This is a genomic window from Streptomyces taklimakanensis, from assembly GCF_009709575.1.
Classification (GTDB): Bacteria; Actinomycetota; Actinomycetes; order Streptomycetales; family Streptomycetaceae; genus Streptomyces; species Streptomyces taklimakanensis.
Window position 1 is genome coordinate 1,346,094 of the sequence record NZ_WIXO01000001.1, and the last position, 25,681, is coordinate 1,371,774.

General features: G+C 72.8%; 23 protein-coding genes. 4 read left to right on the top strand and 19 right to left on the bottom strand.

Annotated elements, in window-relative coordinates:
- Positions 1-34 precede the first annotated feature (34 nt).
- From F0L17_RS05965 to F0L17_RS05985, 5 genes are all read right to left on the bottom strand, one after another.
- Positions 35-976: an ROK family glucokinase gene (locus tag F0L17_RS05965; protein WP_155070249.1), complete on the bottom strand. Its 942-nt coding sequence runs from the start codon at positions 974-976 to the stop codon at positions 35-37.
- Positions 977-1,118: 142 nt separating this feature from the next.
- Complete coding sequence (locus F0L17_RS05970; RefSeq protein WP_162465865.1) at positions 1,119-1,667, bottom strand: DUF5304 family protein; 549 nt, start codon at positions 1,665-1,667, stop codon at positions 1,119-1,121.
- Positions 1,668-1,852: 185 nt separating this feature from the next.
- Positions 1,853-3,115, bottom strand: coding sequence for an ArsA family ATPase (locus F0L17_RS05975; RefSeq protein WP_155070250.1), 1,263 nt, complete (start codon positions 3,113-3,115; stop codon positions 1,853-1,855).
- 23 nt (positions 3,116-3,138) lie between these two features.
- Positions 3,139-3,588 carry an SRPBCC family protein gene (locus F0L17_RS05980; protein ID WP_155070251.1) on the bottom strand — a complete coding sequence of 150 codons (450 nt, stop codon included), beginning with the start codon at positions 3,586-3,588 and terminating at the stop codon, positions 3,139-3,141.
- Positions 3,589-3,728: 140 nt separating this feature from the next.
- Entirely contained in the window at positions 3,729-4,508 is a 780-nt protein-coding gene (locus tag F0L17_RS05985; protein WP_155070252.1) for a metallophosphoesterase family protein, read from the bottom strand.
- Between the two features lie 297 nt (positions 4,509-4,805).
- Here F0L17_RS05985 and F0L17_RS05990 point away from each other — a divergent pair, with 297 nt between their 5' ends.
- Positions 4,806-6,599 carry an AMP-dependent synthetase/ligase gene (locus F0L17_RS05990; RefSeq protein WP_155070253.1) on the top strand — a complete coding sequence of 598 codons (1,794 nt, stop codon included), beginning with the start codon at positions 4,806-4,808 and terminating at the stop codon, positions 6,597-6,599.
- 106 nt (positions 6,600-6,705) lie between these two features.
- Here the strand turns inward: F0L17_RS05990 and F0L17_RS05995 are convergent, their stop codons facing one another.
- Positions 6,706-7,863 carry a glycosyltransferase family 4 protein gene (locus F0L17_RS05995; protein ID WP_155070254.1) on the bottom strand — a complete coding sequence of 386 codons (1,158 nt, stop codon included), beginning with the start codon at positions 7,861-7,863 and terminating at the stop codon, positions 6,706-6,708.
- Positions 7,864-7,956: 93 nt separating this feature from the next.
- Between F0L17_RS05995 and F0L17_RS06000 the strand changes: the two genes are divergently transcribed.
- Positions 7,957-9,249 (top strand): glycosyltransferase family 87 protein, encoded by a 1,293-nt coding sequence (locus tag F0L17_RS06000; RefSeq protein WP_155070255.1) that lies wholly within the window; start codon positions 7,957-7,959, stop codon positions 9,247-9,249.
- 99 nt (positions 9,250-9,348) lie between these two features.
- Here the strand turns inward: F0L17_RS06000 and F0L17_RS06005 are convergent, their stop codons facing one another.
- The 5 genes from F0L17_RS06005 to F0L17_RS06025 form a co-directional block, all read right to left on the bottom strand.
- Complete coding sequence (locus tag F0L17_RS06005) at positions 9,349-10,629, bottom strand: hypothetical protein (RefSeq protein WP_338017972.1); 1,281 nt, start codon at positions 10,627-10,629, stop codon at positions 9,349-9,351.
- A gap of 32 nt (positions 10,630-10,661) precedes the next feature.
- On the bottom strand, positions 10,662-11,717 hold the full coding sequence (locus tag F0L17_RS06010; RefSeq protein ID WP_162466748.1) for a C40 family peptidase: 1,056 nt from the start codon (positions 11,715-11,717) through the stop codon (positions 10,662-10,664).
- 316 nt (positions 11,718-12,033) lie between these two features.
- Positions 12,034-13,062: an NlpC/P60 family protein gene (locus F0L17_RS06015; RefSeq protein ID WP_162465866.1), complete on the bottom strand. Its 1,029-nt coding sequence runs from the start codon at positions 13,060-13,062 to the stop codon at positions 12,034-12,036.
- 375 nt (positions 13,063-13,437) lie between these two features.
- A complete protein-coding gene (locus F0L17_RS06020) occupies positions 13,438-14,784 on the bottom strand; it encodes an NYN domain-containing protein (protein ID WP_162465867.1) in 1,347 nt (448 codons plus the stop codon).
- Positions 14,785-14,803: 19 nt separating this feature from the next.
- Positions 14,804-15,043, bottom strand: a complete 240-nt coding sequence (locus F0L17_RS06025) for a hypothetical protein (RefSeq protein ID WP_155070257.1) — start codon at positions 15,041-15,043, stop codon at positions 14,804-14,806.
- A gap of 550 nt (positions 15,044-15,593) precedes the next feature.
- Between F0L17_RS06025 and F0L17_RS06030 the strand changes: the two genes are divergently transcribed.
- Entirely contained in the window at positions 15,594-15,875 is a 282-nt protein-coding gene (locus F0L17_RS06030; protein ID WP_162465868.1) for an Lrp/AsnC ligand binding domain-containing protein, read from the top strand.
- A gap of 164 nt (positions 15,876-16,039) precedes the next feature.
- Here F0L17_RS06030 and trpD read toward each other — a convergent pair whose 3' ends face one another.
- The 5 genes from trpD to ctaE form a co-directional block, all read right to left on the bottom strand.
- Entirely contained in the window at positions 16,040-17,107 is a 1,068-nt protein-coding gene (trpD, locus tag F0L17_RS06035; protein ID WP_155070258.1) for an anthranilate phosphoribosyltransferase, read from the bottom strand.
- A 202-nt stretch (positions 17,108-17,309) separates the two neighbouring features.
- The gene (gene qcrB, locus F0L17_RS06040) at positions 17,310-18,947 is read right to left on the bottom strand and encodes a cytochrome bc1 complex cytochrome b subunit (protein WP_155070259.1); all 1,638 of its coding nucleotides are present in this window, start codon (positions 18,945-18,947) and stop codon (positions 17,310-17,312) included.
- On the bottom strand, positions 18,944-20,011 hold the full coding sequence (qcrA, locus tag F0L17_RS06045) for a cytochrome bc1 complex Rieske iron-sulfur subunit (RefSeq protein ID WP_155070260.1): 1,068 nt from the start codon (positions 20,009-20,011) through the stop codon (positions 18,944-18,946). The genes qcrB and qcrA overlap by 4 nt, the downstream gene beginning before the upstream one ends.
- On the bottom strand, positions 20,008-20,826 hold the full coding sequence (gene qcrC, locus F0L17_RS06050) for a cytochrome bc1 complex diheme cytochrome c subunit (protein ID WP_162465869.1): 819 nt from the start codon (positions 20,824-20,826) through the stop codon (positions 20,008-20,010). The genes qcrA and qcrC overlap by 4 nt, the downstream gene beginning before the upstream one ends.
- Before the next feature lie 54 nt (positions 20,827-20,880).
- Positions 20,881-21,489 carry an aa3-type cytochrome oxidase subunit III gene (gene ctaE / locus F0L17_RS06055; protein ID WP_162465870.1) on the bottom strand — a complete coding sequence of 203 codons (609 nt, stop codon included), beginning with the start codon at positions 21,487-21,489 and terminating at the stop codon, positions 20,881-20,883.
- 228 nt (positions 21,490-21,717) lie between these two features.
- On the opposite strand from ctaE, the gene F0L17_RS06060 reads away from it, so the two are divergent.
- On the top strand, positions 21,718-22,119 hold the full coding sequence (locus tag F0L17_RS06060; RefSeq protein WP_155070261.1) for a DNA-binding transcriptional response regulator: 402 nt from the start codon (positions 21,718-21,720) through the stop codon (positions 22,117-22,119).
- A gap of 118 nt (positions 22,120-22,237) precedes the next feature.
- Here F0L17_RS06060 and F0L17_RS06065 read toward each other — a convergent pair whose 3' ends face one another.
- The 3 genes from F0L17_RS06065 to ctaD all read right to left on the bottom strand — a co-directional run bounded on the left by F0L17_RS06065 (position 22,238) and on the right by ctaD (position 25,678).
- A complete protein-coding gene (locus F0L17_RS06065; RefSeq protein ID WP_155073229.1) occupies positions 22,238-23,413 on the bottom strand; it encodes a L,D-transpeptidase in 1,176 nt (391 codons plus the stop codon).
- Between the two features lie 130 nt (positions 23,414-23,543).
- Positions 23,544-23,942, bottom strand: coding sequence for an aa3-type cytochrome oxidase subunit IV (locus F0L17_RS06070; RefSeq protein ID WP_162465871.1), 399 nt, complete (start codon positions 23,940-23,942; stop codon positions 23,544-23,546).
- A complete protein-coding gene (gene ctaD / locus F0L17_RS06075) occupies positions 23,939-25,678 on the bottom strand; it encodes an aa3-type cytochrome oxidase subunit I (RefSeq protein WP_162465872.1) in 1,740 nt (579 codons plus the stop codon). The genes F0L17_RS06070 and ctaD overlap by 4 nt, the downstream gene beginning before the upstream one ends.
- Between the last annotated feature and the right edge of the window lie 3 nt (positions 25,679-25,681).

The following is a 25,681-nucleotide window of genomic DNA, read 5'->3' on the forward strand; positions in this document are numbered from 1 at the left end:
CCGCGTCCCCCGTCCGTGGCGGCGGCCCCGTCCGTCAGCCCTGGCGGGCCAGGTCGGCCGCTCCCACCAGACCGGCCCGGCCGCCGAGCTGGGCGGCGAGCACCTGGGCGTGCGGACGCCACTGGCCGCCCACCAGCCAGCGGCGGAAGGACTTGCGGATGGGTTCCAGGACGAGGTCGCCCTCGTCGGAGACCCCGCCGCCGACGATGAAGGCGGACGGGTCGAAGAGGGAGGCCAGGTCGGCCAGCCCCGCGCCCGCCCAGCGGGCCAGCTCGCGGAAGGAGTCGACGGCCACCGGGCAGCCCTCCCGGGCGGCCTGGCTGACGTGCCGGCCCTCGATGGAGTCGGGAGTCCCGTCCCCCAGGGCGAGCAGGATCTTCGCGTTCTCGGGGGTGGCGGCGGCACGCTGCCGGGCGTAGCGGACCAGCGCTCGCCCGGAGGCGTACTGCTCCCAACAGCCCTGGCTGCCGCAGCCGCACAGCAGGCCGTCGGGGACGACCCGGATGTGGCCGAACTCCGCCGCGACGCCGAAGCGTCCGCGGTGCAGCTTCCCGCCGATGATGATGCCGCCGCCCAGTCCGGTGCCCAGGGTGATGCACACGACGTCGTCGTGCCCCTTGCCCGCGCCGAAGCGGTACTCGCCCCAGGCGGCGGCGTTGGCGTCGTTCTCGACGACGACCGGGAGGTCGACGCGTTGCTCGACCTTGTCCTTGAGCGCCTCGTTCCGCCAGTTGATGTTGGGGGCGAAGAGCACGGTGGCCCGCTTGTCGTCGACGTAGCCGGCCGCGCCGATGCCGACCGCCTCGACCCCGTGTCCGGTGCTGACCTTGCGGACCGCCTCCGCGATGGCGTCGATGACGCCGTCCGCCGTGGGCGGGGTGGGCACCGTGCTGGTTTCGAGGATCGCGCCCTCCTCGTCGACCACGCCGGCCGCGATCTTGGTACCGCCGATGTCGACGCCGATGGTGAGTCCCATGTGTCCCTCAGTTACTCGGTCGATCCCCGCTGTGCCCAACCGTACCGGAGGAAGGAGGTTTGAACGGACGGACCGGGGAACCCAACCCGATTCGTACAAGAACTGAACGGGATCCGAACGGCGACGGAAGGGTGCCGGGGGGTCAGTCGAGATCGATCCGCTGGGAGCCGGAAGAGCCGTCACCCCGGGGGACGTCGCCGTCTTCGTCCCGGTCCGTCCCGTTCCGGCCCGCCGGGTGGTCCCGGTCGCCGTCCGGGCCCTTTGGCACCCCGCCGGTCTCCCGGGGGCCGGCCTCCTCGCCCCGCGCCTCCGGTTCCGTGTCGCCGCGGGTCCAGCGGCCCTCCTGCCCCGTGACCGCGGCCCGGTAGGCGGCCAGGAGTTCGCCTCCGGCGGCCGCCAGGTGCTCGAAGACCCTCGGGTTCCGCTCCACCACGGGCTCCACCGCCGCCCTGGCCTGCTCGGCGAGCTGTCGCACGGCACCCGCCGCGGCCGGACCGACCGGCGACGCGCCGAGTTCGGCGAGCTTCCCGGTGACCGCCTCGGCCAGCTTGCGCAGTTCCTCGGCGGCGCTGCCGGGCGGGGTCCCGTACCGCTCGCGACGGCGCTCCCGCTCGGCGGCGAGGTCCTCCTCGCAGGCGGCGGCCCAGGCGTCGGTGTCGGTGTCGGTGGGGCGCTCGTTGGCATCGCTCACGGCGGGCTCCTGAGGCGGTGGGCTGCGGACGGACGCCGCGGCGGGCCGCGGCGGGTGGCGACCGGGCGGACGGCCGGGCGGCCGCCGCGGGAGGTCTCCTCCGCCTCGACGGTACCCGAACGCCCCCGCGCGGACGGGCGGGCACGGTCGGCGCCCCGGCGTCACCGTCACACGGCGGTCGCGCATCAGTCGCGCGCGGGCCAGAGACCGGGCTCGGGTTCGAAGCGCACCGACAGCTCGCCGTCGGCCAGCCGGGCACCGGTCACCGCGCAGCGGCGCAACGCGGCGGGCAGCGACAGTGCCCGCCGGAACGGCCCGGTGGTGACGATCACCTCGTCACCGCGCCGCACCAGCGTCAGGGAGTCCCGGGAGGCCCCGGGCAGCGGCAACCTCCACACCAGCACGCCGTCGGCGGCCAACCGGTCCTCCACCACCCACGGCCCGTCCGCTCCGGTGCCGCCCGCCCGCGGGCCGACGTCCTCCTCCGGTCCGTCGGGGAGCAGCTCGGCCAACTTCTCCAGGTCTCCGAGCCCCTCCGGCTCCCGCCCCAGGTGCGGCAGCTCGCACACGGGCACGGTCTCCTCCCGGCACTCCCCGGCGATCAGCGCGGCCGTCCGCCGTTGTCGGGCCGCCAGCTCCGCCAACCACGGATCGGCGGAGGAGTCCGGCAGCAGACGGTTGACGACGACCGCGTCCACGGCCAGACCGTGCAGCGCCAACCCGGCACGGGCCTCGCGCAGCGCGCGGACGGCCGCGCCCCCGGGCTCGACGACCAACCGCACCGACGTCTTCGGGGACTCGACCACCCCCTGCACGGCGGCGAGTTCGCCGTCCAGCCGCTCGGCGCCCTCGTACAGGGACCGAGCCGGCATCGGCACCCCCGCGAGCTGGGCGAGCACCGGTCGCAGCGCGCGGGCGGCCTGCCGCTCCGGCGGCAGCAGTCGGCGCAGCCACCGCCGGGCGAGCTCGGGCAGCGCCAGGGTCCTCACGGCCTGTCCGGCCGGGGGCAGGTCGACCACCAGCAGGTCGTACGCCGGCCCCCCGCCGGGCTCCGCGGGGGCGTGCGCGGCACGCAACGCGCCCAGCAGGACGAGGGCGTCCACGCCGGGCGGTTCGGCCAGTTCGTCGTCGTCCAGCGATTCGGCGCCCAGCAGGTCGAGGGCGGAGCGGGCGCGCTCCTGGAGGGACACGGCCCGCGCCCGGAAGGCGGCGCCGGAGTCGGTCCGGGCCAGCCACAGGCCGGGGGCCACCCGACGGGGCGCCCCTCCGCCGTCCGGCTCGGCGCCGTCCGGACCGGCGCCGCCGTCGAACAGCGCCTCCGGACCGCCGGGGGATCCGGTGCCCAGCAGCAGGACCCGCCGCCCGCACCGCGCCGCGGCCAGCGCGGTGGCGGCGGCGACGGTGGTGCGGCCGCTGCCGCCGCCACCGGTGACCAGGACCGTACGCATCCGCGGGACGCCGGGGCCGCCGCTCAGGACCGCGCGCCGCTCTCGACGCGCTTCTTCAGCCCGTCCAGAGCGCGGTCGATGATGACCTTCTCGGCCTTCCGCTTGATCATGCCGAGCATGGGGATCTTCACGTCCACGGTGAGCTGGTACGTCACCTCGGTGCGCTCGCCGTCCCCGAGCGCCCGCAGGCTGTAGACGCCGTCCAGGGTGCGCAGCATCTGCGACCTCACCAACGACCAGCGGACCTCGCCGTCGGCGACCCACTCGTAGGCCAGGGTGTGCTCGTCCTTGATGGCGCCGGCGTCGAGGAGCAGCCTGACCCGCTCGGCGCGGCCCCGGTCGTCCGTGGAGAGCACTTCGGCCTCCTTGACCTCGCCGGTCCACTCCGGGTAGCGCTCGAAGTCGGCGATCACCCCCATCACTTCGGCGGGTGCCGCCTCGACGATGATGCTCGACCTGGTGTGTTCGGCCATCCCTGTGGTTCCTCCGCTTGCCGCCGTCGCGCCCGGCTCCCGTCGCCCGGCCCGTGCGGGCTCCGCTGCCTGCCGTCTGCGGGAAGGCTACCGCGCTCGGCGTACGGCCCCGCGCGTTCCCCGCCCCCGCGCCGCCACGGTCACCACTCCAGCACCCAGGGCCTGCCGGTGGCGTTGAAGTGGCCGACGTTCACGCACTCGGTCGGGCCGATCCGGGTCCGCCTCACCAGCGGCTGGTGCACGTGCCCGAAGAGCGCGTAGCGGGGACGCACCGCGCGGATCGCCTCCAGCAGCGCCTCGCTGCCCCGCTCGAAGCGGCGGGCGACGGTGTCGTAGCACAGGTCGGGCACCAGGGGCGGGATGTGGGAGCACAGGACGTCGACCTCGCCGAGCGCGGCGACCTTCGCCGCGTAGGTCTCCTCGTCCACCTCGTAGGGCGTGCGCATCGGGCTGGGCAGCCCGCCGCCGACGAAACCGAAGCGCAGGCCCCCGATCTCCACCGTCCGCCCGTCCAGGACGGTGGTGCCCTCCGCGGCGTACTCGGGCCACAGTCGGGGGACGTCCACGTTGCCGTAGGTGGCGTACGTCGGTGTGGGGAAGGCGGCGAACAGCTCGGCGTACTGGCGGCGCACGGCCTCCTCCAGCAGGGCCGCGCGCCCGCCGTCCTCCGCCGCGCCGATCCCGGCCCACAGCCCGGCCATGAACTCGCGGGCCTCGTCGAAGCGGCGGGCGGCGCGCAGTTCCACGTAGCGGCTCGCGTTCTCCGCGCCGAACAGGTCGGGGAGGATGCCGCGGCCGTGGTCGGCGTAGTCGACGAACAGGACGAGGTCGCCCAGGCAGATCAGCGCGTCCGCCCCGTCCCCCGCCGTGGCCAGGTTCCGGCTGTCGCCGTGCACGTCGCTCACCACGTGGACTCGCATGCCCCCACCCTACGGTCACCCTACGGTCCGTGCCCCGCCCCGGCGTCCCCGACGGTCGTCTCCGCCCCGGGGAACGGCCGTCGGTTCGTGACCTCGCGGGGGTGGACTACCCTGCTCGGAGACGGACACGTGGTGTGTGACGCACCGAACAGATCGGCGCCACCCCCTACCCCGAGCCCCGTACCGGTGGGTAACGTCCGTGGCCGTCCAACCCTCGAGACCCCCTGTCTCGTGGCCAGAGCCGACGGAGGCCGTTCCCCAGCGGTTCCGTGGCGGTGCCGATGAGGAGCATCTGTTTTGCGCGAGTTCAGTCTTCCGGCCCTGTACGAGGTGCCCGCGGACGGGAACCTGACCGACCTCGTCCGTCGCAACGCCGTACAGCACCCGGACGTTCCCGTCATCGCCCGCAAGGACTCCGACGGCACCTGGCGGGACCTGACCTCCCGGGAGTTCCTGGCGGAGGTGCGGGCGGCGGCCAAGGGACTGATCGCCGCGGGCATCCGCCCCGGTGACCGGATCGGCCTGATGTCGCGGACCCGCTACGAGTGGACGCTGCTGGACTTCGCGATCTGGAGCGCCGGCGCGGTGACCGTGCCGATCTACGAGACCAGCTCCCCCGAGCAGATCCAGTGGATCCTCGGCGACTCCGGCGCGGTGGGCTGTGTCGTGGAGAGCGGCACCCACGCCGCCTCCGTGGAGTCCGTGCGCGACCGGGTGCCGGCCCTGGAACACCTGTGGGTCGTCGACGACGGCGCGGTGCAGAAGCTGGCCGACTCCGGCGCGCAGGTCTCCGACGCCGTCCTGGACGAGCACAGCTCCGTCGCGAACGCCGACTCGCCGGCCACCATCGTCTACACCTCCGGCACCACCGGCCGCCCCAAGGGCTGCGTCCTGTCCCACCGGGCGTTCTTCGCGGACTGCGGCAACGTGGTGGAACGTCTGAGGCCGCTGTTCGTGCCCGGTGAGGGATCGGTGCTGCTGTTCCTGCCGGTCGCCCACGTCTTCGGCCGCATGGTGCAGCTGGCGGCCGTCATGGCGCCGATCCGGCTCGGGCTGAGCCCCGACATCAAGCACCTCACCGACGACCTGGCCGGCTTCCGCCCGACGCTGATCCTGGGCGTGCCGCGGGTCTTCGAGAAGGTCTACAACTCGGCCCGCGCCAAGGCTCGCGCGGAGGGCAAGGGGAAGATCTTCGACCGGGCCGCGGAGACCGCGATCGCCTACAGCCGCGCGCTGGACGCCCCCTCGGGCCCCTCGCTGGGCCTGCGACTGCGGCACAGGCTGTTCGACAAGCTGGTCTACGGCAAGCTGCGCGCGGTCCTGGGCGGCCGGGCCACCCACGCCATCTCCGGCGGCGCCCCGCTGGGCGAGCGGCTGGGCCACTTCTACCGCGGCATCGGCTTCACCGTGCTGGAGGGGTACGGCCTCACCGAGTCCTGCGCGCCGACCGCGTTCAACCCCTACGACCGGCCGAAGGTCGGCACGGTCGGGCAGCCGCTGCCGGGCTCGACGGTGCGGATCGCCGACGACGGCGAGGTGCTGCTGCGCGGCGAGCACCTGTTCAGCGGTTACTGGAACAACGAGGCCGCCACCGCCGAGGCGATGGCGGACGGCTGGTTCCACACCGGCGACATCGGCACCCTCGACGAGGACGGCTACCTCACCATCACCGGCCGCAAGAAGGAGATCCTGGTGACGGCGGGCGGCAAGAACGTCGCCCCCGCCGTCATCGAGGACCGCATCCGGTCCCACGCCCTGGTCGCCGAGTGCATGGTGGTCGGCGACGGCCGGCCCTTCGTCGGCGCGCTGATCACGCTGGACGAGGAGTTCCTGCCGCGCTGGGCCGAGGAGCACGGCAAGTCGGGCCTGTCGCGGGACGAGCTGCTGGCCGACACCGAGCTGCTGGCCGCCGTCCAGCAGGCCGTCGACGACGGCAACGCGGCGGTCTCACGGGCGGAGTCGGTCCGCAGGTTCCGTGTCCTGCCGGCCCAGTTCACCGAGGAGTCGGGACACCTGACGCCCTCCCTCAAGCTCAAGCGCGCCGTGGTCGCCAGGGACTTCGCCCGGGAGATCGAGGCGCTGTACTCGTAGGCGGACGGCCCGCGCGGCCGACACGGCACGCACGGCACACGCCGGGGGAGCTTCGTTCTCCCCGCCGGAGGCGGTCACCGCTTCGGGGCCGCACCGGCGTCCGGAGTCACAGCAGCGTCCGGAGCCGCTCGGCCAGCAGGTCCCAGCGCCAGCGCTCCTCGACCCATTCCCGGCCGCGCGCGCCCATCCGGCGGCGCAGTTCGGGGTCCTTCAGCAGGGTGACGATCCGCTCGGCGGTCTCCCGCTCCGCGGCGCCGTCCGGGGCGCCGCCGCGCACCACCCAGCCGGTCTCCCCGTCCAGCACCGCGTCGGGGGCGCCGCCGGAGTCGCCCGCGACGACCGGCAGCCCGGTGGCCGAGGCCTCCAGGTAGACGATGCCGAGCCCCTCGACGTCCAGTCCGCCCCGACGGGTGCGGCAGGGCATGGCGAAGACGTCGCCGGCCCCGTGGTGGGCGGGCAGTTCCTCCCAGGGCACCGGTCCGGTGAAGCGCACCGAGTCGGCGACGCCGGTCTCCCGCGCGAGCGTGCGCAGCGTCGCCCCGTACGGACCGCCGCCGACGATCAGCAGCACCGCGTCGGGGACCTCGGCGAGCACCGTCGGCATGGCGCGGACGAGGGTGTCCTGCCCCTTGCGCGGCACCAGCCGGGAGACGCAGACCACGACCGGCCGGTCGGCCAGCCCGAGCCGGGCGCGGACGGCGGCGCCCCCGGAGTCGGGGTGGAAGGTCTTCTCGTCCACGCCGGGCGGCAGGTGGACCATCCGGGCCGCCGCCTCGTCGGTGAGCGCGGCGGCGATCCGGGAGCGGGTGTACTCGCCGAGGTAGGTGAGGGTGTCGGTGCCCTCGCCGATACGGCGCAGCAGGTGCCGGGCGGCGGGCAGTTGGGCCCAGCCGGCCTCGTGGCCGTGGGTCGTCGCCACCAGCCGCCGCGCGCCCGCGCGGCGCAGCGCCGGGGCCATCAGGCCCAGCGGGGCCGCGGCCCCGAACCACACCGACGTACAGCCGTGTTCGCGCAGCAGCTCCACCGCCCGGCGTGTCACGCGCGGGGTGGGCAGCAACATGGTGGTGCGGTCGCGGACCACGGTGAAGGGCTGCTCGGCGTCGAAGCGGGCGGTGGCCTCGGCGCCCTCCCGGCCCCGCTTCCAGGTCGAGGCGTAGACGACGACCCGCTCGGGATCCAACCGCAGCGCCATGCTGTGCAGGAACGCCTGGATGCCGCCGGGGCGGGGCGGGAAGTCGTTGGTGACGATCAGGGTCTTGTCCATCGCCGCCGACAGTACAACCGTCCACCGCGCGTCCCCGCCGCCGGGTGCGGCGGCGGAGACGGAACCGCCGACCGCACCCGGTACGGTCGGTGCATGCGCCTTCCCGTCGCGGCCTGGGCCGCCACCCGGACCGTACTGCTCCTGTGCGTGTTCAAGGTGATCACCGTGCCGGGGCCGGACGTCACCAGCGACGTCTCGGTGATCTACCAGGGCTGGTACGAGGTGCTGCGCACGGGCGCCTTCCCCCAGGGCGACGTCACCTGGCAGTACCCGCCCGCCGCCGCGCTGGCGATCCTCTCCCCCGCCCTGCTGCCGTTCCTGGAGTACCCGGCGGCCTTCTACGTGCTGGCCTGCGCGGCCGACGCGGTCGCCTTCGCCCTGCTGCTGCACGCCTCCCGCCGGGCGCCCGGGGTCGCTCGGCGGCGGTACGCGGGGGCGTGGGTGTGGGTGGCCGGGGTGCCGCTGCTGGGGCCGACCGTCTACGCCCGCTACGACCTGATGGTCACCGCCGTCGCGGTCGCCGCGCTGACGGTCCTGGCCCGCCGGCCGCGCGTGGCCGGGGCCCTGGTGGCCCTCGGCGCGCTGTTGAAGGTGTGGCCCGCGCTGCTGCTGGCGGGTACCCCGCGCGGGCGCGTCACCCGGGTGGTGTGGGGCACCGCGCTGGTCACGGCCGTGGCGCTGACCGCCGCGTTCGCCGCCGCCATGCCCGGCGCGCTGGAGTTCCTCACCCACCAGCGCGACCGGGGCACCGAGGTGGAGTCGGTGGGGGCCCTGGTCTTCCACGTGGCGCGCCACTTCGGTTGGGAGGGCCGGGTGCTGCTCAACTACGGCTCGGTGGAGTTCCTGGGGCCCCACGTGGAGACGGTCAGCGCCGCGGCTCTGGTGTGTTCGGTCGCGGCCTTCGGGTGGCTGCTGCGGTGGCGGCTGCGGGCCGTGCGGTGGACGGCGAGCACGGCGGCGGACGCCGCGTTCGCCGCCGTGCTGCTGTTCACCGTCACCAGTCGGGTGATCAGTCCGCAGTACATGGTCTGGCTGGTGGGGCTGGCGGCGGTGTGCGTGGCACTGCGCACCGGCCGGCAGGGGTTGCCCGCGGTGCTGGTGGTCGTGGCGACGGGGGTGACACTGCTGGAGTTCCCCCTGCACTTCGGGAGCGTGGTGGCGAGCGACGCGTTGGGGATCACCCTGCTGGTGGTGCGCAACGGGTTGCTGCTGGCCGCCGCCGCACTGGCCTGCGCCCGGCTGTGGCGAACGACGGTGACCGAGCCGTCGCGCCGCGCGGAGGACGGGCGCGACGGCGAGGAGCCCGGCGCCACCGGGTCCGACGGTGGGGACGGGCCGGAGGCGGACGCCGGGGCGACCGCCTCCGGACGGCTCCTGGCCCGCTGAGGGCGCCGGAGAACACCGGGAGACACCGGGCACCGGGCACCGGAGACGCACCGGGAGACGCCGAAGCGGAGCCGCGTCCCGACAAGGGGGGGGCGGCCGCTACTCCCCCGCGGCCCGGCCCAGTTCCCGCCCGAGGTAGGCGCGCCACCGCTCGGTCAGCTCGGTGACGTCGAGGCCGAGCACCTCGCGGACCGCAAAGTCCACCGTTCCCTCCCCGGCGCGGCCGGTCGCCAGGTAGAGCTCCACCAGCTTCTCCTCGCCCCAGCGCCCCGCCACCATCCGGCACAGCAGCCAGCCGCCCTCGTAGGCCAGGGCGAGCCGTTCGGCGTCCCCGGCGAAGTCGAAGTCCTCGTCCGTCGGCAGCCGGCGGGGCGTCTCGCCCCCGCGCACGGCGGCGGTCAGTTCGGGAGCGACCCGGGTGGGTCGCCGTCCGGTGCCCCGGTAGCCGACCCAGTCGGCGAAGCCCTCGGAGAGCCACATCGGGGTGGAGCCGGTGGTGTGCGCGCGGGTCGCCACATGGGTCACCTCGTGGGTCATGACGATCCGTCGGCCGTCCTCGCCCAGGAGCCAGTACGTCTCGGGGTTGACCACGACCCGCTCCGCGGGCGTCCGCCCGCCGCCGCCCGCCTCGCCGGTGGTGACGGCCGCGATGCCCTGGTAGGAGGAGGGTTCGCCGCCCAGCAACCCGGCCAGCCGCTCCACCGAGGCGGGGGCCAGCACGAGGACCCTGCGCGGCCAGTCCTCCGGCCAGACGGCCTCGACCGCGGGCACCGCCCGATCGGCGTCCTCCGCGAGGGCCCGCAGATCCGCCTCGGGGCGCCCCGAGCCCAGCACCAGGCTCCGCTCGCCGCGCACGACGGTCAGTTCGCCCTGCTCCCAGGGCTGTTCGGTGCTCCGCTGCCCTCGGGGCTCCCCGCCGTCGTCCCCGGAGACGTACCAGCGCCCCGCCCGCCGGGTGAGCGTCAGGTGCTCCACGTCCCGCACCGGCACCGGGTCGTACCCCTCGACGCGGTAACGGAGTTCGGCCCGCACCGCGAGCCGGCGCGGCGCGCCGCGCGTCCCGCCCCCGCCGTCCGCGTCCGGGAGCGGGAAGGCGTCGCCCCCGACGGCGGTGACCCGGTAGGACCAGTGGTCGAAACGGAGCCGGGCGAGGTTGCGGAACACCCTGCGCTGGTCGGCGCGGTACTCCTCCGCCCGGGGGTCGACGGTCGCCAGGTAGGCCCCGGCGTCGCCGCCCCGGACGGCGTCGGCCTGACGGTCCAGCACGGCCTGGGCCGCGGCGCGTTCGGCGCCGTCCTCCCCCGGGGCCGTACAGGCGCCGGAGAACACCAGCAGACCGGCCGTCCACGCCGCCACCGCGCCCCGCCACCGCCGTCTCACACCGCCGATCGTACGGGGCCCCGGGCCGGGAGTCAGGGGCGGACCACGGCGGCCACCGGCATCATCCCGACCGGGTCGTACCTGACCCGGGCCCCCGGGTGTGGGGCGTGCACGACCTGTCCGCCGCCGACGTACATCCCCACGTGCCCGGCGTCCGGCCCGTAGACGACCAGGTCCCCCGGGAGCGCCTGCTCCCGCGGGACGCGCCGCCCGGCCCGCGACTGCCCCTGTGAGGTCCGGGGCAGGGAGACCCCGGCCTGGGCGTAGGCCCAGGAGGTCAGCCCCGAGCAGTCGAACGCGTGCGGTCCGGCCTGGCCCCAGGCGTACGGGGAGCCGACCGCCCGCCGTACGGCCGCCACCGCCGCCGAGGCTCGCGAGGACGGGCCGCCGGCCCCCGGTGCCGCGGGACGTCCGGTGCCGCGCGAGGCGCGTTCGCGGGCGGCGCGCTCCTCGGACGGGAGCCGGTTGAGGAGCCGCTGTGCGGCACCGAGCTTGCGTTGGACGGCCGCGCGGTGCCTGCGCAGCGCCTCGCGTCGGTGCCCGAGTTCGGCGAGCTTCCCGCCGGCTCGGGCCCGCTGTTCCTCCAGCGACCGCACCGCGTGCCGGTACTCCCGGAGCCGGGCGGCCTGACGACTGCTGATCCGGTCCAGGGCGGCGGCCCTGGCCAGGTACTCGTCGGGCTCGTCGGAGAGGAACAGCGCGAGGGAGGGGGCCACCTCCCCTCCCCGGTACTGGGCCGCCGCCAGGGTTCCCAGGTCGTCCCGCATCCGGTTGACCCTGGCCTGGTCGCGCGCGGCGGCGCTCTGGGCCCGTTCGACCTGTCCGCGCAGCTCCTCCACGCGTTCGGCGGTGGCGTTGTACTCCTCGGTGGCCTGGGCCGCCTCGGTGTAGAGCCGGTCCACCCGGGCGTTCAGCGCGGCCGGGGACTCCTCCGCGCCGGGCTCGGCGCCGGCCGGTGCCGCCGTCAGGACCGCGACGGCGCCGGCCGCGGCGGAGAACGCGGTGGCCCGGACGCCCAGTCCGAACGCTCCGGGGTGCGGGGCGCGTCGCCGCGGGGTGCCGTGTCGGGGGGACCGGTGCGAGACCACGGTGGAGCCGCTCTCCCTTCCTCTGGGGTGCTCGCGGGCCGCCGCGCGGAAGGTGGGCCGGCGTGTGCCGGTGTGCCGTACGGGTGCGCGGCCGCCCGTCGGGACGGTGACCGCCGAGAGTAGTCGAATCGCCACGCTCGGTTCACGGTCCGTCACCCCGTGGCCCGCCGGCCCCGGAACCCCTCGCTCCTCGCCTCCGGCCCAGGTCACGCGGTGGCCGCGGCCGGGGGACGACAACGGCCTCCTCCGTCCGGATTCACCCGGACGAAGGAGGCCGCGGAAGAGGCCGGAGGGGGCCGGAGCGACTCCGGTCCGCTCAGACGCGCACGCCGAACATGAACGGCATGTTGTTGATGGACTCGTAGCGCACGGTGGTGCCCGTCCTGGGGGCGTGCAGGATCTGCCCGTTGCCGGCGTAGAGGGCGACGTGGTGCAGGTCGCCGTAGAAGAGGACCAGATCGCCCGGGGCGAGCTGGCTCTGGGAGTAGATCCTGGTGCCGGCGTTGGCCTGGGCCTGCGAGGTGCGGGGCAGCGAGACCCCGGCCTGGGCGTAGGCCCAGGAGGTCAGCCCCGAGCAGTCGAAGGAGTTGGGGCCGGTGGCGCCCCAGACGTAGGGCGAGCCGATCTTCGACTGGGCCGCGCCGAGGGCGGCCGAGGCCCGCTGGCTGGCGGAGGCCGTGCTGCCGAGGTCCACGCGGGCCTCGGAGTTGCGGCTGGCGCGCGCATCCTCGGCGGCCATCTCCCGCCGCTCCTGCGCGGTGAGGCTGTTCAGGAGCCGCCGCGCCTCGGCGAGCTTGCTCTGGACCTTCTTCTTCTTGTCGCCGAGTTCCTTGCGGGTGTCCTCCAGGTCCTTCAGCTTGTCGGAGGCCTCCTCGCGCTGCTGCGCGAGGGTCCGCTGCTTGGTCTGGATCTTCTTCAGGGCCGAACTCTGCTTGCTGCCGAGCTGGTCGAGTGCCGAGGCCTTCTCCAGGTAGCTGTCGGGATCGGCGGAGAGGAACAGCTGCAGGGACGGGTCCATGCCGCCGCCGCGGTACTGGGCGGTGGCCATCGAACCGAGGCTGTCGCGCAGGTCGTTGAGTTCGTCCTGGCCTCGCGCGACGCTGTCCTGCAGGTTGCTGATCTGCTTCTCCAGCTTCTCCTGCTTCTCCTTGGCGCCGTTGTACTTCTCGGTGGCGGCCTCGGCCTCCTCGTAGAGTTTGTCGACCTTGGCCTTGACTTCCTTCTTGGTGGGCTTCGGATCGGCGTGGGCCGCCTGGGAGGTGAGCGCGACCGCCGCTGCTGCGGTCGCGGTGAGCACGGTCACCCGGGTGCGGTTCGGCTGCTTGGGTCGACGGTGGGACGCCACTGGGGCGAGCTCCTTCTTCCTCAGCCGCCTGCCGGAGGTGGTTGGCCACCCGGCTCCGCGATGAGCGCCGCGGATTCGGCGGTACCCCCGCTGCCACCCCGGTTGGGTGATCAACCGCGCGGAGGTTCGGGCCAGACACTAGCCATGCGCCGTGGTCGCTTCAAATCATCATGGGAAAAAACCCGCCCGACGGCCACATCCTTTACCATCGGCCCACTGCCGGCGACCGGGCGCTGACGCTGCGTTCCCATTCGACGGACATTTCGGGCCGCTCCGCGCTCTTCTGACGGCTCGTCGGATCCTGCCGGACCATACCCCGCGCCGCGCCGTCCCACACCCGCCCCGCGGACGGTGGAGACCCGGCCGGCGCCGGCCTCAGGTGCGGCCGAGCCGGCGCAGCAACAGCACGGACGACACGGGGCGGGCACCGGCCGCGGCCACCCCGTCGGCCACTTCGCGGTCCGCCGAGACCACGACCACCGGACGCCCCGGGGGTTCGGCGCGCACCAGCCGGCGGATCAGTTCGTCGGCGGTCTGTCCGGGCTTGCTGAACAGCACCCGCACCCCCCTCGGCGGTGCCAGCAGCACCGGCGTCGCCAGGTCCGCGCCGTCGAAGACACAGGTCACCTCGGTGCCGGTCTGCGCCGCCAGCCCCGCCAGCCCGCCCAGCAGTCGCAGCCTCTGCTTCTCCAGCGGCAGCGACGGATACCCGGTCTTGGTGACGTTGTAGCCGTCCACCACCAGGTGCGACTGGGGCAGCGCCAACAACTGGTCGAGCAGCGCCGGGTCGTCCTCGGCCAGGGCGCGCCGCGCGATGTCCCGGGGCGTCATCCGCCCCGGCTCCACCGCCTCCACGGTCTCCGCCGGACGGTGGGTGGCGGGCGGCAGGGCGAGTTCGCGCCGCAGCCCCTGGGCCGCGTCCAGCACCGTGTCCAGCAACAGCCGCAGCCGCATGTCCTCCACGCTGCGTCCCTCGCGCACCGCCCGACGGCTCGCCTCCAGGGCCGCCTCCGCCTCCGACAGCCGTGCCCGCAGGCGTCGCGCCTCGTTCTCGGCCTTCGTCTTCTCCGCGGCGGCCGTGGCCCGCGCCTCCTCCAGCTCCGCGCGCGCCTTGCGCGCCGCCGCCTCGCCGCGCTTGACGTCGCTGAGCGCGCTGCGCAGCCTGCGGTGCAGGGAGTCGTTCTCCTTGCGGACGGTCTCCAGCTCGGCGCGGAGCTGCTCGGTGTCGGTGCGCGCGGCGGTCCTGGCCCTCGCCAGCTCCTCGCGGAGCCGGGCCAGCTCGCGCTGGGCCTCCTCCCCCGCCCGCTCGGCCTGCGCCCGCTGGGCCTCCTCCCCCGCCGCGGCGACGAGCTTGGCCCACCCCTCCGGGCGCACCACATAGGCGACCGCGGCCACGTCCACCGGATCGGCGGCGGCCGGGAAGGTGCCTTCCTCCACGGCGCCGGCCAGCTCCGGCAGCGCCTCGCGCAGCCGTTCGGCGACGCGCTGCCGGAAGACCGGGTCGCTCTCCAGCGCGGCGGCCATCGCGTTGCCCGCGAAGCGAACCCGTCGCTGGGGGGTGAAACGGGCGTACTGCCGCAGCGGGGCGGGGAGTTCGACGACGCTGAACCCGCCGAGCGCGTCCCCGGTCAGCGCCACCACCCGGCGACGCACCTTCTCCGGCAGCGGGCGCTCCAACGCCTCGTCGGCGGGCTCGCGCTCACCACCCGTCCGTTCCACCACGGTTCACACCCGCCCGTCGTCACACCTGCGCGCCGGGACGGTCCACCAGCTCGACCTGGTCCACCGCGTTGCACCAGCGGCAGCGCACCGACTCGATCGTCTCACTGAGCACCTCGCGCTCCTCGACCTTCGGCTCCCCGGCCAGGTCCAGATGGACGTACTCCACCACCTTGCTGGAGCGCGTCACGTCGAAACGGGTGAGGTTGCCGCACATGGTGCAGCGCCAACGCGTTCCTTCGTTCGGTCGGGGAACCGGCATCGTGCTCGTCCTTTCCTCGGTCTTCCCTGCGCCGCCGGTGCCTTCGGGCACCGGCGGCCTTCCGGGCGTTCCTGCTCGTCCCGTGTGGTCGTCCTGTCGCTCCCGCTGTCCTCGTCACCCTCGTCGTGTCCAGCGCCCCCGACGTCCCGGACGCCCTCGTGCGGCCTGTCCGCCGCCGCGCCGCCCGTCGCACGACCGGGGTATTCACGCAACCCTACGGCCTGGGACGGCGCGGTGTGTCGCGGCGTGCGGCCCGTATCCGAGCCGACACCGGCCGGCGCCCACCGGCACCGTCCGTCCCGTGGGCCCCGTTGCGTCCATCCTCTCCCCGGGCCGGGGACCGCACCACGCCGCCCGCGCCGGCTCCGCGACGGAACGCGGGGTCCGCTCGTCCCGGACCGGGCCGTGCTCGCGGGCCCCGGGACGCGTCGGGCTACAGTGATCGGGCCGGATCCGGCGGCCAAGGGAACCGAAGTCCCCCGGGTGACGCCGCCCGCGGCGGCCCCGCCGCGGCACTTCCCCGCGAGACTCCCCCGAAGAAGGGAAGACCGTGATCACCTCGATCGTGCTCATCAAGACCAGCACCGACCGCATCCCGGAGATCGCCGAGCAGATCGCCGCTCTGGAGGGGGTCAGCGAGGTCTATTCGGTGACCGGTGCCCACGACCTGATCGCCATGGTGCGGGTGGCCCGGCACGACGACCTCGCCGAGGTCATCCCGGGCCGCATCAGCAAGGTCCCCGGCGTGGAGTCCACCGAGACCCACATAGCCTTCCGGACCTACTCCCAGCACGACCTGGAAGCCGCCTTCGCCATCGGCCTGGACTCCTAGGCCCCGGCACGGACCGGGCCCCGGTCACCTCGTCCGTGGTGACCGGGGCCCGTCGACTTTCCCCCTCCGCCCCGCGTTCCGTCGGCGCACGGCCGGCGGAGCGCTCCACGAGCCGCCACGGGCCGCGCGGGCCGGCGGGGCGCGGGGGGACCACAGCGGCGCGTTCAGGCGTTGCTGGCGGCCACCCAGCGCTCCAGGGCCGCCCTGGCCGCGCCGGAGTCGATCGACTCCGCCGCCCGCTCCATCCCCGCCGCGATCCCCTCGGCCAGCGGGGTGCCGGCGGCCGGCTCCAGGGCGACCAGCGCGGCGGCGGAGTTGAGCAGCACGGCGTCCCGCACGGGGCCGCGTTCGCCGTCCAGCACGCGGCGCGCCACGTCCGCGTTGTGGGCGGGGTCCCCGCCGCGCAGCGCCTCCAGCGGCACCGGGTCGATGCCGACCTCCCGCGGGTCGAAGACCTCCCGGCGCACCTCGCCGTTCCGGACCACCCACACCGTCGAGGTGCCCGTCACGGTCAGTTCGTCCAGGCCGTCGTCGCCCCGGAAGACCAGGGCGGAGGTCCCGCGTTCGGCGAGCACGCCCGCCATGATCGGCGCCATCCGGGCGTCGGCGACTCCGGTGGCCTGGGCGCCCACCCGGGCCGGGTTGGTCAGGGGACCGAGGAAGTTGAAGGTCGTCGCGACGCCCAGTTCCTTCCGGGCGGCCGCCACGTGGCGCAGGGAGGGGTGGAAGCGCACCGCGAAACAGAAGCTGATGCCGGCCTCGACCGCGACCTCGGCGACCCGCCGGGGGGTGAGGTCCAGGTTGATCCCCAGCTTCTCCAGGACGTCCGAGGAGCCGCTGGCGCTGGAGGCGGCGCGGTTGCCGTGCTTGACGACCCGGGCGCCCGTGCCGGCCACCACGATCGAGGACATCGTCGAGATGTTGACCGTTCTGGCCCGGTCGCCGCCGGTACCGACGATGTCGACCGACGGGCCGGGCACCTCGATGACGTTGGCGTGCTCGTACATCGCGCGGACCAGGCCCGTGACCTCGTCGACCGTCTCCCCCTTGGCGCGCAGCGCCACGGCGAAACCGGCGATCTGGGCGTCGGTCGCCTCGCCGCGCATGATGCGGTCCATCGCCCACGCGGTGCTGTCGGCGGACAGGTCCTCACCGGCCAGCAGCGCGCTCAGCACGTCCGGCCAGGTGCGGGCCGCCACGGTGTCGCCTCCGGTAGGGGTAGCAGCACTCATGGGAATCACTCCTGGCGTGTTCGATACGGGGGCCGGATGTCCGCGGCGGCCCGCGGTCAGCCTAGCGGGAGCGCCGGCCGGGCCATGCCCGATGCCCGCACTCCGGACGGGCGGGGCGGCGCGCGCCCCCGGGAAGACGCCGGGGCCCCGGCCCTCCCGAGAGAGGACCGGGGCCCGCGTGTGGCGACTTCCGGGTGTTCCGTCAGTGGTGGCCGTGGCCGCTGGTGAGCTCCTTGTACTCCTCCGTCGTCGGCTTGGGGATCTGGTTGCCCTCGCCGTAGTAGCCGTGGCTGAGCTTGGCGCGGAGCTTCCGGATGGGACCGACCTTGCGGGTCACACCGTTCTCGTCCGTCTCCGGGCCGATCTCCAGCGGCTTGTACTGCTCGTGCGCGGTGAGCGTGTGGAGCTTCTCCTGGGAGAGCGGCTCGTGCACCTCGATGAACTCACCGTGCGGCAGCCGCTTGATGATGCCGCTCTCACGGCCGTGGAGCACCTTCTCGCGGTCGCGCCGCTGCAGCCCCAGGCAGATCCGCTTGGTGACGATGAAGACGATCACCGGCACCGCGAAGAAGCCGATCCGGACGAACCAGGTGATGGCGTTGATCGACAGGTGGAAGTGGGTGGCCCACAGGTCGTTCCCACCGCCGATCAGGCACACGAAGTACAGGCTGAGCCAGGCCGTGCCGAACGCGGTGCGCGTCGGGGCGTTGCGCGGGCGGTCCAGGATGTGGTGCTCGCGCTTGTCGCCCGTCACCCAGGACTCGATGAACGGGTACAGGGCGATCGCCGCCAGGATCAGCGGGAAGATCATCAGCGGGATGAACACGCCCAGGTTGAGGGTGTAGCCGCCCGGCAGCACCATCTCCCAGCCCGGCATGGCGCGGATCAGGCCCTCGGAGAAGCCCATGTACCAGTCGGGCTGCGCGTTGGTGGACACCTGGTCCGGCCGGTACGGGCCCAGCACCCAGACCGGGTTGATCGTCACCGTCGCCGCGATCACCGCGATGATGCCGAAGACCAGGAAGAAGAAGCCTCCCGCCTTGGCCATGTAGACCGGCAGCAGCGGCATGCCGACGACGTTCTTCTCCGTCCGGCCGGGACCGGCGAACTGGGTGTGCTTGTGGTAGAAGACCAGGATCAGGTGCGCCACCACCAGGCCGAGCATGATGCCGGGCAGCAGCAGCACGTGCGCCACGAAGAACCGCGGGATGATCTCCGTGCCCGGGAACTCGCCGCCGAACAGGAACATGGCGAGGTAGGTGCCCACCACCGGCACGGAGAGGATCGCGCCCTCCATGAACCGGATGCCGGTGCCCGACAGCAGGTCGTCCGGGAGCGAGTAGCCGGTGAAGCCGGTGAACATGCCCAGCACCAGCAGCAGGAAGCCGAACAGCCAGTTGATCTCGCGCGGCTTGCGGAACGCGCCGGTGTAGAAGACGCGCATCATGTGCACGAACATGCCGACCAGGAACACCAGCGCGGCCCAGTGGTGGATCTGCCGCATGAGCAGACCGCCGCGGACGTCGAAGCTGATGTCCAGCGTCGAGGCGTACGCCTCCGACATGTGCACACCCTGCATCGGCACGTAGGCGCCGTGGTACTCCACCTCGGCCATGCTCGGGTGGAAGAACAGCGTCAGGTAGACACCGGTCAGGATGATGATGATGAAGCTGTAGAGGCAGACCTCTCCGAGCATGAAGGACCAGTGGTCCGGAAAGATCTTGCGCATGTTGGCCTTGGCCAGGGTGTAGATCCCCAGCCGTCCGTCGGCCCAGTCCGCGACCCGCTCGCCGGCGGGCGCCTTGCCCCGGCGCTTCGGGGCGTCGCCTGCAGTACTCATCCGCGCTCCCAGAAGCTCGGGCCGACGGGCTCCGCGAAGTCGTCCTGCGCTTCGAGGAAGCCGTCGTCGTTGACACCGATCCGCAGCTGCGGCAGGGGGTGACCGGCCGGGCCGAAGATCACACGTGCTCCATCGGCCAGGTCGAACGTCGACTGGTGGCACGGACACAGCACGTGGTGGGTCTGCTGCTCGTACAGGGTGACGGGGCAGCCGACGTGGGTGCAGATCCTGGAGAAGGCGACGATGCCCTCGTGGGACCAGTCCAGCTCCCGCTTGTCCTTGATGTCCTCGGGCTCCAGCCGGACGAGCATGACGGCGGCCTTGGCGATCTCCTTCTGGAAGTCGTGGCTGCCCTCCTCCAGCCCCTCGGGCTGGACCATGACCAGGGAGCCGACGGTGACGTCCTCGGGGCGCAGCGGCTCACCGGTGTTCTGGTTGACCAGCAGCTTGCCCCTGCTCCAGGCGGTGTGGCGGAGCTTGTCCTCGGGCAGGGGGCCGAGGTCGCGCAGCAGCACCACGCCGGAGAGCGGCACCACGGCCAGCGCGCCGAACATGGTGTTGCGGATCAGCTTGCGGCGGCCGATCTGCGACTCCTTGGCGCCCTGGTGGAAGTCGGCGAGGACCTTCTCCTTGGTGTCCTCGTCCGCCTCGACCGGGTGGCGCTCGCCGATCAGCTCGTGGTCCGACATCAGCGTGCGGGCCCAGTGGACCGCGCCGGCGCCGATGCAGAACAGGGCGATGCCCAGCGTCAGACCCAGCGAGAAGTTCAGGGCGCTGATCTCGCCGAGCGGCCAGATGTGGACGTACTGGTCGATCGGGAAGATCACGTACGAGGCGATGAAGCCGACGGTGGCCAGCATCGAGACGGTGAACAGCAGGGCGACGGTGCGCTCGGAGCGCTTCGCGGCCCGCTGGTCGATGTCCTGGACGCGCGGCTCGTGGGGCGGCAGGCCGGGGTCGGCGAAGGGGTTCTCCTCCCTGGTCGCCGCCTCGCCGCGCGCCGTACGCTCGCCCGGCAGGTTCTCGTCTGGCACGTCTTCGTGGGATCCGGTGTGGCTACTCATGACTTCCTGGCCTTGGCGGTACGTGCCGCGACCCACACGGCGACGCCGATCAGAAGCGCGAGGACGATCGTCCACGCGAACATGCCCTCGGCGACCGGGCCGAAGCCGCCCAGCTTGAAGCCGCCGGGGGACTCGGCGTTCTCGCCCTGGACCTCGTTGACGTAGGCGATGATCTCCTTCTTCTCCTTCTCCGGCATGATGCTGTCGGGGAAGGCGGGCATGTTCTGCGGGCCGGTCAGCATGGCCTCGTAGATGTGCTTGTCGGAGACGCCGTCGAGTTCGGGGGCGTACTTGCCGTGGGTCAGCGCGCCGCCCTCGCCGGTGAAGTTGTGGCACTGCGCGCAGTTGGTGCGGAACAGCTCGCCACCGGCGGCGACGTCGGCGCCGGCCGGGTCGTACTGCTCCTCGGTCGGGATGCTGGGACCGGGGCCGAGCGAGGCGACGTAGGCCGCGAGCTGGTCGATCTGTGCCTGGGTGTACACCTGCGGCTTCTTGGGCGCCTGGGCGCCCGGGGACTGGGCCGGCATGCGGCCGGTGCCCACCTGGAAGTCCACGGCGGCGGCGCCGACGCCCACCAGCGAGGGACCGTCACTGGTGCCCTGGCCCCCGGTGCCGTGGCAACTGGCGCAGCCGGTGGCGAAGAGCTTCTCGCCCTCCTCGATGGCGAGGGACTGCGAGGACGCTGCCGAGGTGTCGGCCTTCGCCTCGTCCGCTGGAGCGAACGCGGCGTACAGCCCCCCGGTTGCCGCCAGCGCGAAGAGTAGGACGACGAGCGCCGCCAGCGGATGGCGCCGTCGTGCGGAGAGCTTTTTCACGGATTACCCCGGTGTCAGGATCTTCTGCGTCGATGCTGTGGCTGGACTACCGGATCACTTGATCAGGTAAATGGTGGCGAAGAGGCCGATCCAGACGACATCGACGAAGTGCCAGTAATAGGACACCACGATGGCCGCGGTGGCCTGGTGGTGCGTGAACCGCCGTGCCATGTACGTCCGGCCGAGGACGAACAGGAACGCGATCAAACCGCCCGTCACGTGAAGGCCGTGGAAGCCGGTGGTCAGGTAGAACGCCGACCCGTAGGGCCCGGAGGAAATCGAGACCCCCTCGTGGACCAGCTCCGTGTACTCGAAGACCTGGCCGCCGATGAAGATCGCCCCCATGACGAAGGTGACCACGAACCACAGACGGAGCCTCTTCACGTCACCGCGCTCGGCGGCGAAGACACCCAGCTGGCAGGTGAGGGAGGAGAGCACCAGGATCGTGGTGTTCGTCGCCGCGAACGGAAGGTTCAGGATGTCGGCCCGTTCCCCCCAGTACTCGGCTCCCGTCACCGACCGCAGGGTGAAGTACATCGCGAAGAGGGCCGCGAAGAACATCAGCTCGGAACTCAGCCAGATGATGGTTCCGACGCTGGTGAGGTTCGGCCGGTTGACCGACGGGTGCGCGTGCCCGGTATCTACTGCTGTTGCTGTCGCCACGCCGACATTATGTCGGTCGCTTATCCCGCCCTCACCCCGGGGGGTGCCGTTCGGTGTGTCAGTGGCCCGTGTCCAGCTCAGATGGCCCATCCGAGGGGCTTGCCGGATCCCTGACGGGGGAGGGCGGGGAGGAGTAGCATCCGCCAACGACGGCTTGTTACGGCACATCCGGACCCATGGCCCCATGCCCTCGTGGACCCATGGGCCTTCCAAGGACATGGAGGAACCATGCAGCCGACCGCCACGGTGCTGGTCTACAGCGACGACGCCAACACCCGCGAGCAGGTGCGGCTGGCCGCCGGGCGCCGGCCGGCCGCCGACGTGCCGCCGGTGGAGTACGTCGAGTGCGCCACGCTCCCCGCGGTGCTCGCCGCCCTGGACGAGGGCGGGATCGACGTCTGCGTGCTGGACGGCGAGGCGGTGCCCGCCGGCGGGATGGGGGTGTGCCGCCAGATCAAGGACGAGATCTTCGCCTGCCCGCCCGTCCTGCTGTTGATCGGTCGCCCGCAGGACGCCTGGCTAGCCACCTGGAGCCGCGCGGAGGCTGCGGTTCCGCACCCGATCGACCCGGCGCTCCTGGCCGACTCCCTGGCCGGGCTGCTGCGCGGCGCACGGCGCACGGCCGCCTGAGGACGCGAACGGACGGACGGCCGCCACGGGCACCGGAGGGTGTCCGCGGCGGCCGTCCGTCGTTCCGTGTTCTCTTTCGAGTGACACCACGGGGTCCGGGCGGGCCGCTCGGCCCCGCTCAGGCTCCGGTCCCGTGCAGGGCGCTGCCCTCGCGCCACTCCTTCCAGGAGAGGTTCCAGTCGCCCAGGCCGTTGCCGAAGACCGGCATCCTCTCCCCCTCCCCGCCCACGTACCGGACGATGTCGCCGGGACGGACGGTCTCGAAGAACCAGCGGGCGTTCTCGGTGCTCATGCCCGTGCAGCCGTGGCTGACGTTCTCCCGGCCGTGGTACTCGGCCGACCATGGCGCCGCGTGCACGAACTCACCGCTGTCGGTCAGCTGCGTCGCCCACTCGACGGGCAGGTCGTAGGACTCGGGGCTCCCCTCGGGGATGCCGATGCTGGTGCCGGTCATCCGCACCGCGGCCTGCTTGCCGAGGACGACCTTGATGCCCTCGCGGGTGCGGAAACCGGGCTTCCCGGTGGTGACGGGGATGGTCCGCAGGACCTTGTCGTTCTTCCGGACCGTCATCCGGGTCTCCGCCACGTCGACGACGGCCTCGATCCGGTCGCCGGTGCGGATGCGCACCGGTTCCACGGCCGCACCGCGCAGTCCGTCCCGGATCCACAGGCCCTTCAGGGCGCCGCGCACCGTGATGGTGGCGTGCGCCGGCCAGTAGGTGCGCGGACGGTAGTGCAGCGTCCGGTCGTCCATCCACCGCCAGGAACCCTCGACCGCGGGAGTGGACTCCACCTTCAGGGCGCGTTCCACGATCGCGCGCTGCTCCCTGCTCCTGATCGCCTGGTCGAGTTCGGCCGTGAGGGGCCGGCCGACGCCGTAGGTACCGTTCTCCGGCCCCAGGTCGACGGTGAGCTTCTTCCCCCCGGCCGGGCGGGTGGTGAACTCGGCCGTGCGTCGGCCGGGGGTGCCGTCGCCCCGTTCGGTGCCGACGACGACGGTGTAGCGGGTGGCTCCGGCCGGCGGTGTGGCGCTGCGCCAGCGGGTGCCGTCGGCGGAGAGCTCGCCGGTCAGCCGGCGGCCCGCCGCGTCGACCGCGCGGACGTCCGTGATGCGGTGGTCGTCGCGGGCGGTGATCTCCAGGGGCTTGTCGGGGTCGGCCGCGCGGCTCTCCTCGTCGATGCTCAGCACCACGTGCGCGGTGGCGTCGTGAGGGGCCGCGTCCTGGGTCTTGTCGTCACTGCCGCAGGCGGCGGGTCCCACCGCGAGCGGCACGAGTATCAGGAAGCAGGTCATTGCCTTCCTGTGTGATCCACGACTCATGCTGTCACGGTAGGAACGCTGCGCGGAACGGACGAGTCGGATACGTACGAACGGGTCACCTCCGGAGCGTTTCCGGAGGTGACCCGTGCGTAGTGGGGTAGTGCTACTGGTTCTGGCTCTCCCCGTGGTAGTACTCGAAGACCCAGCCGAAGAGGCCGACGAGCAGCAGCGGCGCGGAGATGTAGACCAGCCACCAGCCGACGGCCACGCCCAGGAAGGCGAACGCGGCACCCGCCGCCAGGGCGAGCGGCTGCCAGCTGTGCGGGCTGAAGAAGCCCAGCTCGCCGGCGTCGTCCGCGACGTCCGCGTCCTTGTTGTCCTGGGCCCCGGTGTCCACCCGGCGGGCCGTGAACACCAGGTAGTAGCCGACCATGATCGACAGGCCGAAGGACATGAACAGGGCGGTGGTGCCGACCGGCTCCTTGGCCCACACGCCGTAGACGACGGCGACGGCCAGGATGAAGACCGACAGCCAGATGAACATGCGTCCCTGGATCTTCACTTGCCGCCCTCCTTGGCGCCGGAGAGGACCGGGCCCTCGGGGCCCTGGGCGTTCTCGAGCTGGTCGACTTCGGCGATCTCCGGGTGGTGCAGGTCGAACGCCGGGGCCTCGGAACGGATCCGCGGCAGCGAGACGAAGTTGTGCCGCGGCGGCGGGCAGGAGGTGGCCCACTCCAGCGAGCGGCCGTAGCCCCACGGGTCGTCGACCTCGATCTTCGGCGCGTACTTCGCCGTCTTCCAGACGTTGTAGAAGAACGGCAGCATCGACATGCCGAGCAGGAACGAGCAGATCGTGGAGAACGTGTTCAGCGCGGTGTAGCCGTCGGCCGCCAGGTAGTCGGCGTACCGGCGCGGCATCCCCTCGGCACCCAGCCAGTGCTGGACCAGGAAGGTGCCGTGGAAGCCGACGAACAGCGTCCAGAAGGTGATCTTGCCCAGCCGCTCGTCGAGCATCTTGCCGGTGAACTTCGGCCACCAGAAGTGGAAGCCGGCGAACATCGCGAAGACCACGGTGCCGAAGACGACGTAGTGGAAGTGCGCCACCACGAAGTACGAGTCGGAGACGTGGAAGTCCAGCGGCGGGGAGGCCAGGATGACGCCGGTCAGACCACCGAAGAGGAAGGTGATCAGGAAGCCGATCGTCCAGAGCATCGGCGTCTCGAAGGAGAGCGACCCCTTCCACATGGTGCCGAGCCAGTTGAAGAACTTCACACCGGTGGGCACCGCGATCAGGAAGGTCATGAAGGAGAAGAACGGCAGCAGCACACCGCCGGTGACGTACATGTGGTGCGCCCAGACGGTGACCGACAGACCCGCGATCGCGATCGTCGCGGCCACCAGACCGACGTAGCCGAAGATCGGCTTGCGGCTGAAGACCGGGACGATCTCGGAGACGATGCCGAAGAACGGCAGCGCGATGATGTAGACCTCGGGGTGGCCGAAGAACCAGAACAGGTGCTGCCACAGCAGCGCGCCGCCGTTGGACGGGTCGAAGATGTGCGAGCCGAACTTGCGGTCGGCCTCCAGCGCGAAGAGCGCGGCGGCCAGCACCGGGAAGGCCAGCAGCACCAGCACACCGGTCAGCAGCACGTTCCAGGTGAAGATCGGCATGCGGAACATCGTCATGCCCGGGGCGCGCATGCAGATGATCGTGGTGATGAAGTTGACCGCGCCCAGGATGGTGCCGAAGCCGGAGAGCGCCAGGCCCATGATCCACATGTCGCCGCCGACGCCCGGGCTGTGGACGGCGTCACTGAGCGGCGTGTAGGCGAACCAGCCGAAGCTGGCGGCGCCGCCCGGGGTGAGGAAGCCGCCGACCGCGATCAGCGAGCCGAAGGAGTACAGCCAGTAGGCGAGCATGTTCAGCCGCGGGAACGCCACGTCGGGCGCGCCGATCTGCAGCGGCATGATCCAGTTCGCGAAGCCGGCGAACAGCGGGGTGGCGAACATCAGCAGCATGATCGTGCCATGCATGGTGAACGCCTGGTTGAACTGCTCGTTCGACATGACCTGCAGGCCCGGCCGGGCCAACTCGGCGCGCATGAAGAGCGCCAGGACACCGCCGATGCAGAAGAAGGCGAACGAGGTGACCAGGTAGAGCGTGCCGATCGTCTTGTGATCGGTGGTGGTCAGCCACTGGACCACTCGGTTGCCGCGCTCGTTCCGGCGCAGTGGGGCGGGAGTTGCCGCCGGCTGGTCGGTCGCGGCGGCACCCTGGGATTCGTTGAGGATGCTCACGGG

Bases quoted from the DNA above. Each gene is read 5' to 3' on its own strand.
- F0L17_RS05965 (WP_155070249.1), bottom strand. From the start codon at position 976: ATGGGACTCACCATCGGCGTCGACATCGGCGGTACCAAGATCGCGGCC.
- F0L17_RS05975 (WP_155070250.1), bottom strand. From the start codon at position 3,115: ATGCGTACGGTCCTGGTCACCGGTGGCGGCGGCAGCGGCCGCACCACC.
- F0L17_RS05980 (WP_155070251.1), bottom strand. From the start codon at position 3,588: ATGGCCGAACACACCAGGTCGAGCATCATCGTCGAGGCGGCACCCGCC.
- F0L17_RS05985 (WP_155070252.1), bottom strand. From the start codon at position 4,508: ATGCGAGTCCACGTGGTGAGCGACGTGCACGGCGACAGCCGGAACCTG.
- F0L17_RS05995 (WP_155070254.1), bottom strand. From the start codon at position 7,863: ATGGACAAGACCCTGATCGTCACCAACGACTTCCCGCCCCGCCCCGGC.
- F0L17_RS06000 (WP_155070255.1), top strand. From the start codon at position 7,957: ATGCGCCTTCCCGTCGCGGCCTGGGCCGCCACCCGGACCGTACTGCTC.
- F0L17_RS06025 (WP_155070257.1), bottom strand. From the start codon at position 15,043: ATGCCGGTTCCCCGACCGAACGAAGGAACGCGTTGGCGCTGCACCATG.
- trpD (WP_155070258.1), bottom strand. From the start codon at position 17,107: ATGAGTGCTGCTACCCCTACCGGAGGCGACACCGTGGCGGCCCGCACC.
- qcrB (WP_155070259.1), bottom strand. From the start codon at position 18,947: ATGAGTACTGCAGGCGACGCCCCGAAGCGCCGGGGCAAGGCGCCCGCC.
- qcrA (WP_155070260.1), bottom strand. From the start codon at position 20,011: ATGAGTAGCCACACCGGATCCCACGAAGACGTGCCAGACGAGAACCTG.
- F0L17_RS06060 (WP_155070261.1), top strand. From the start codon at position 21,718: ATGCAGCCGACCGCCACGGTGCTGGTCTACAGCGACGACGCCAACACC.
- F0L17_RS06065 (WP_155073229.1), bottom strand. From the start codon at position 23,413: ATGACCTGCTTCCTGATACTCGTGCCGCTCGCGGTGGGACCCGCCGCC.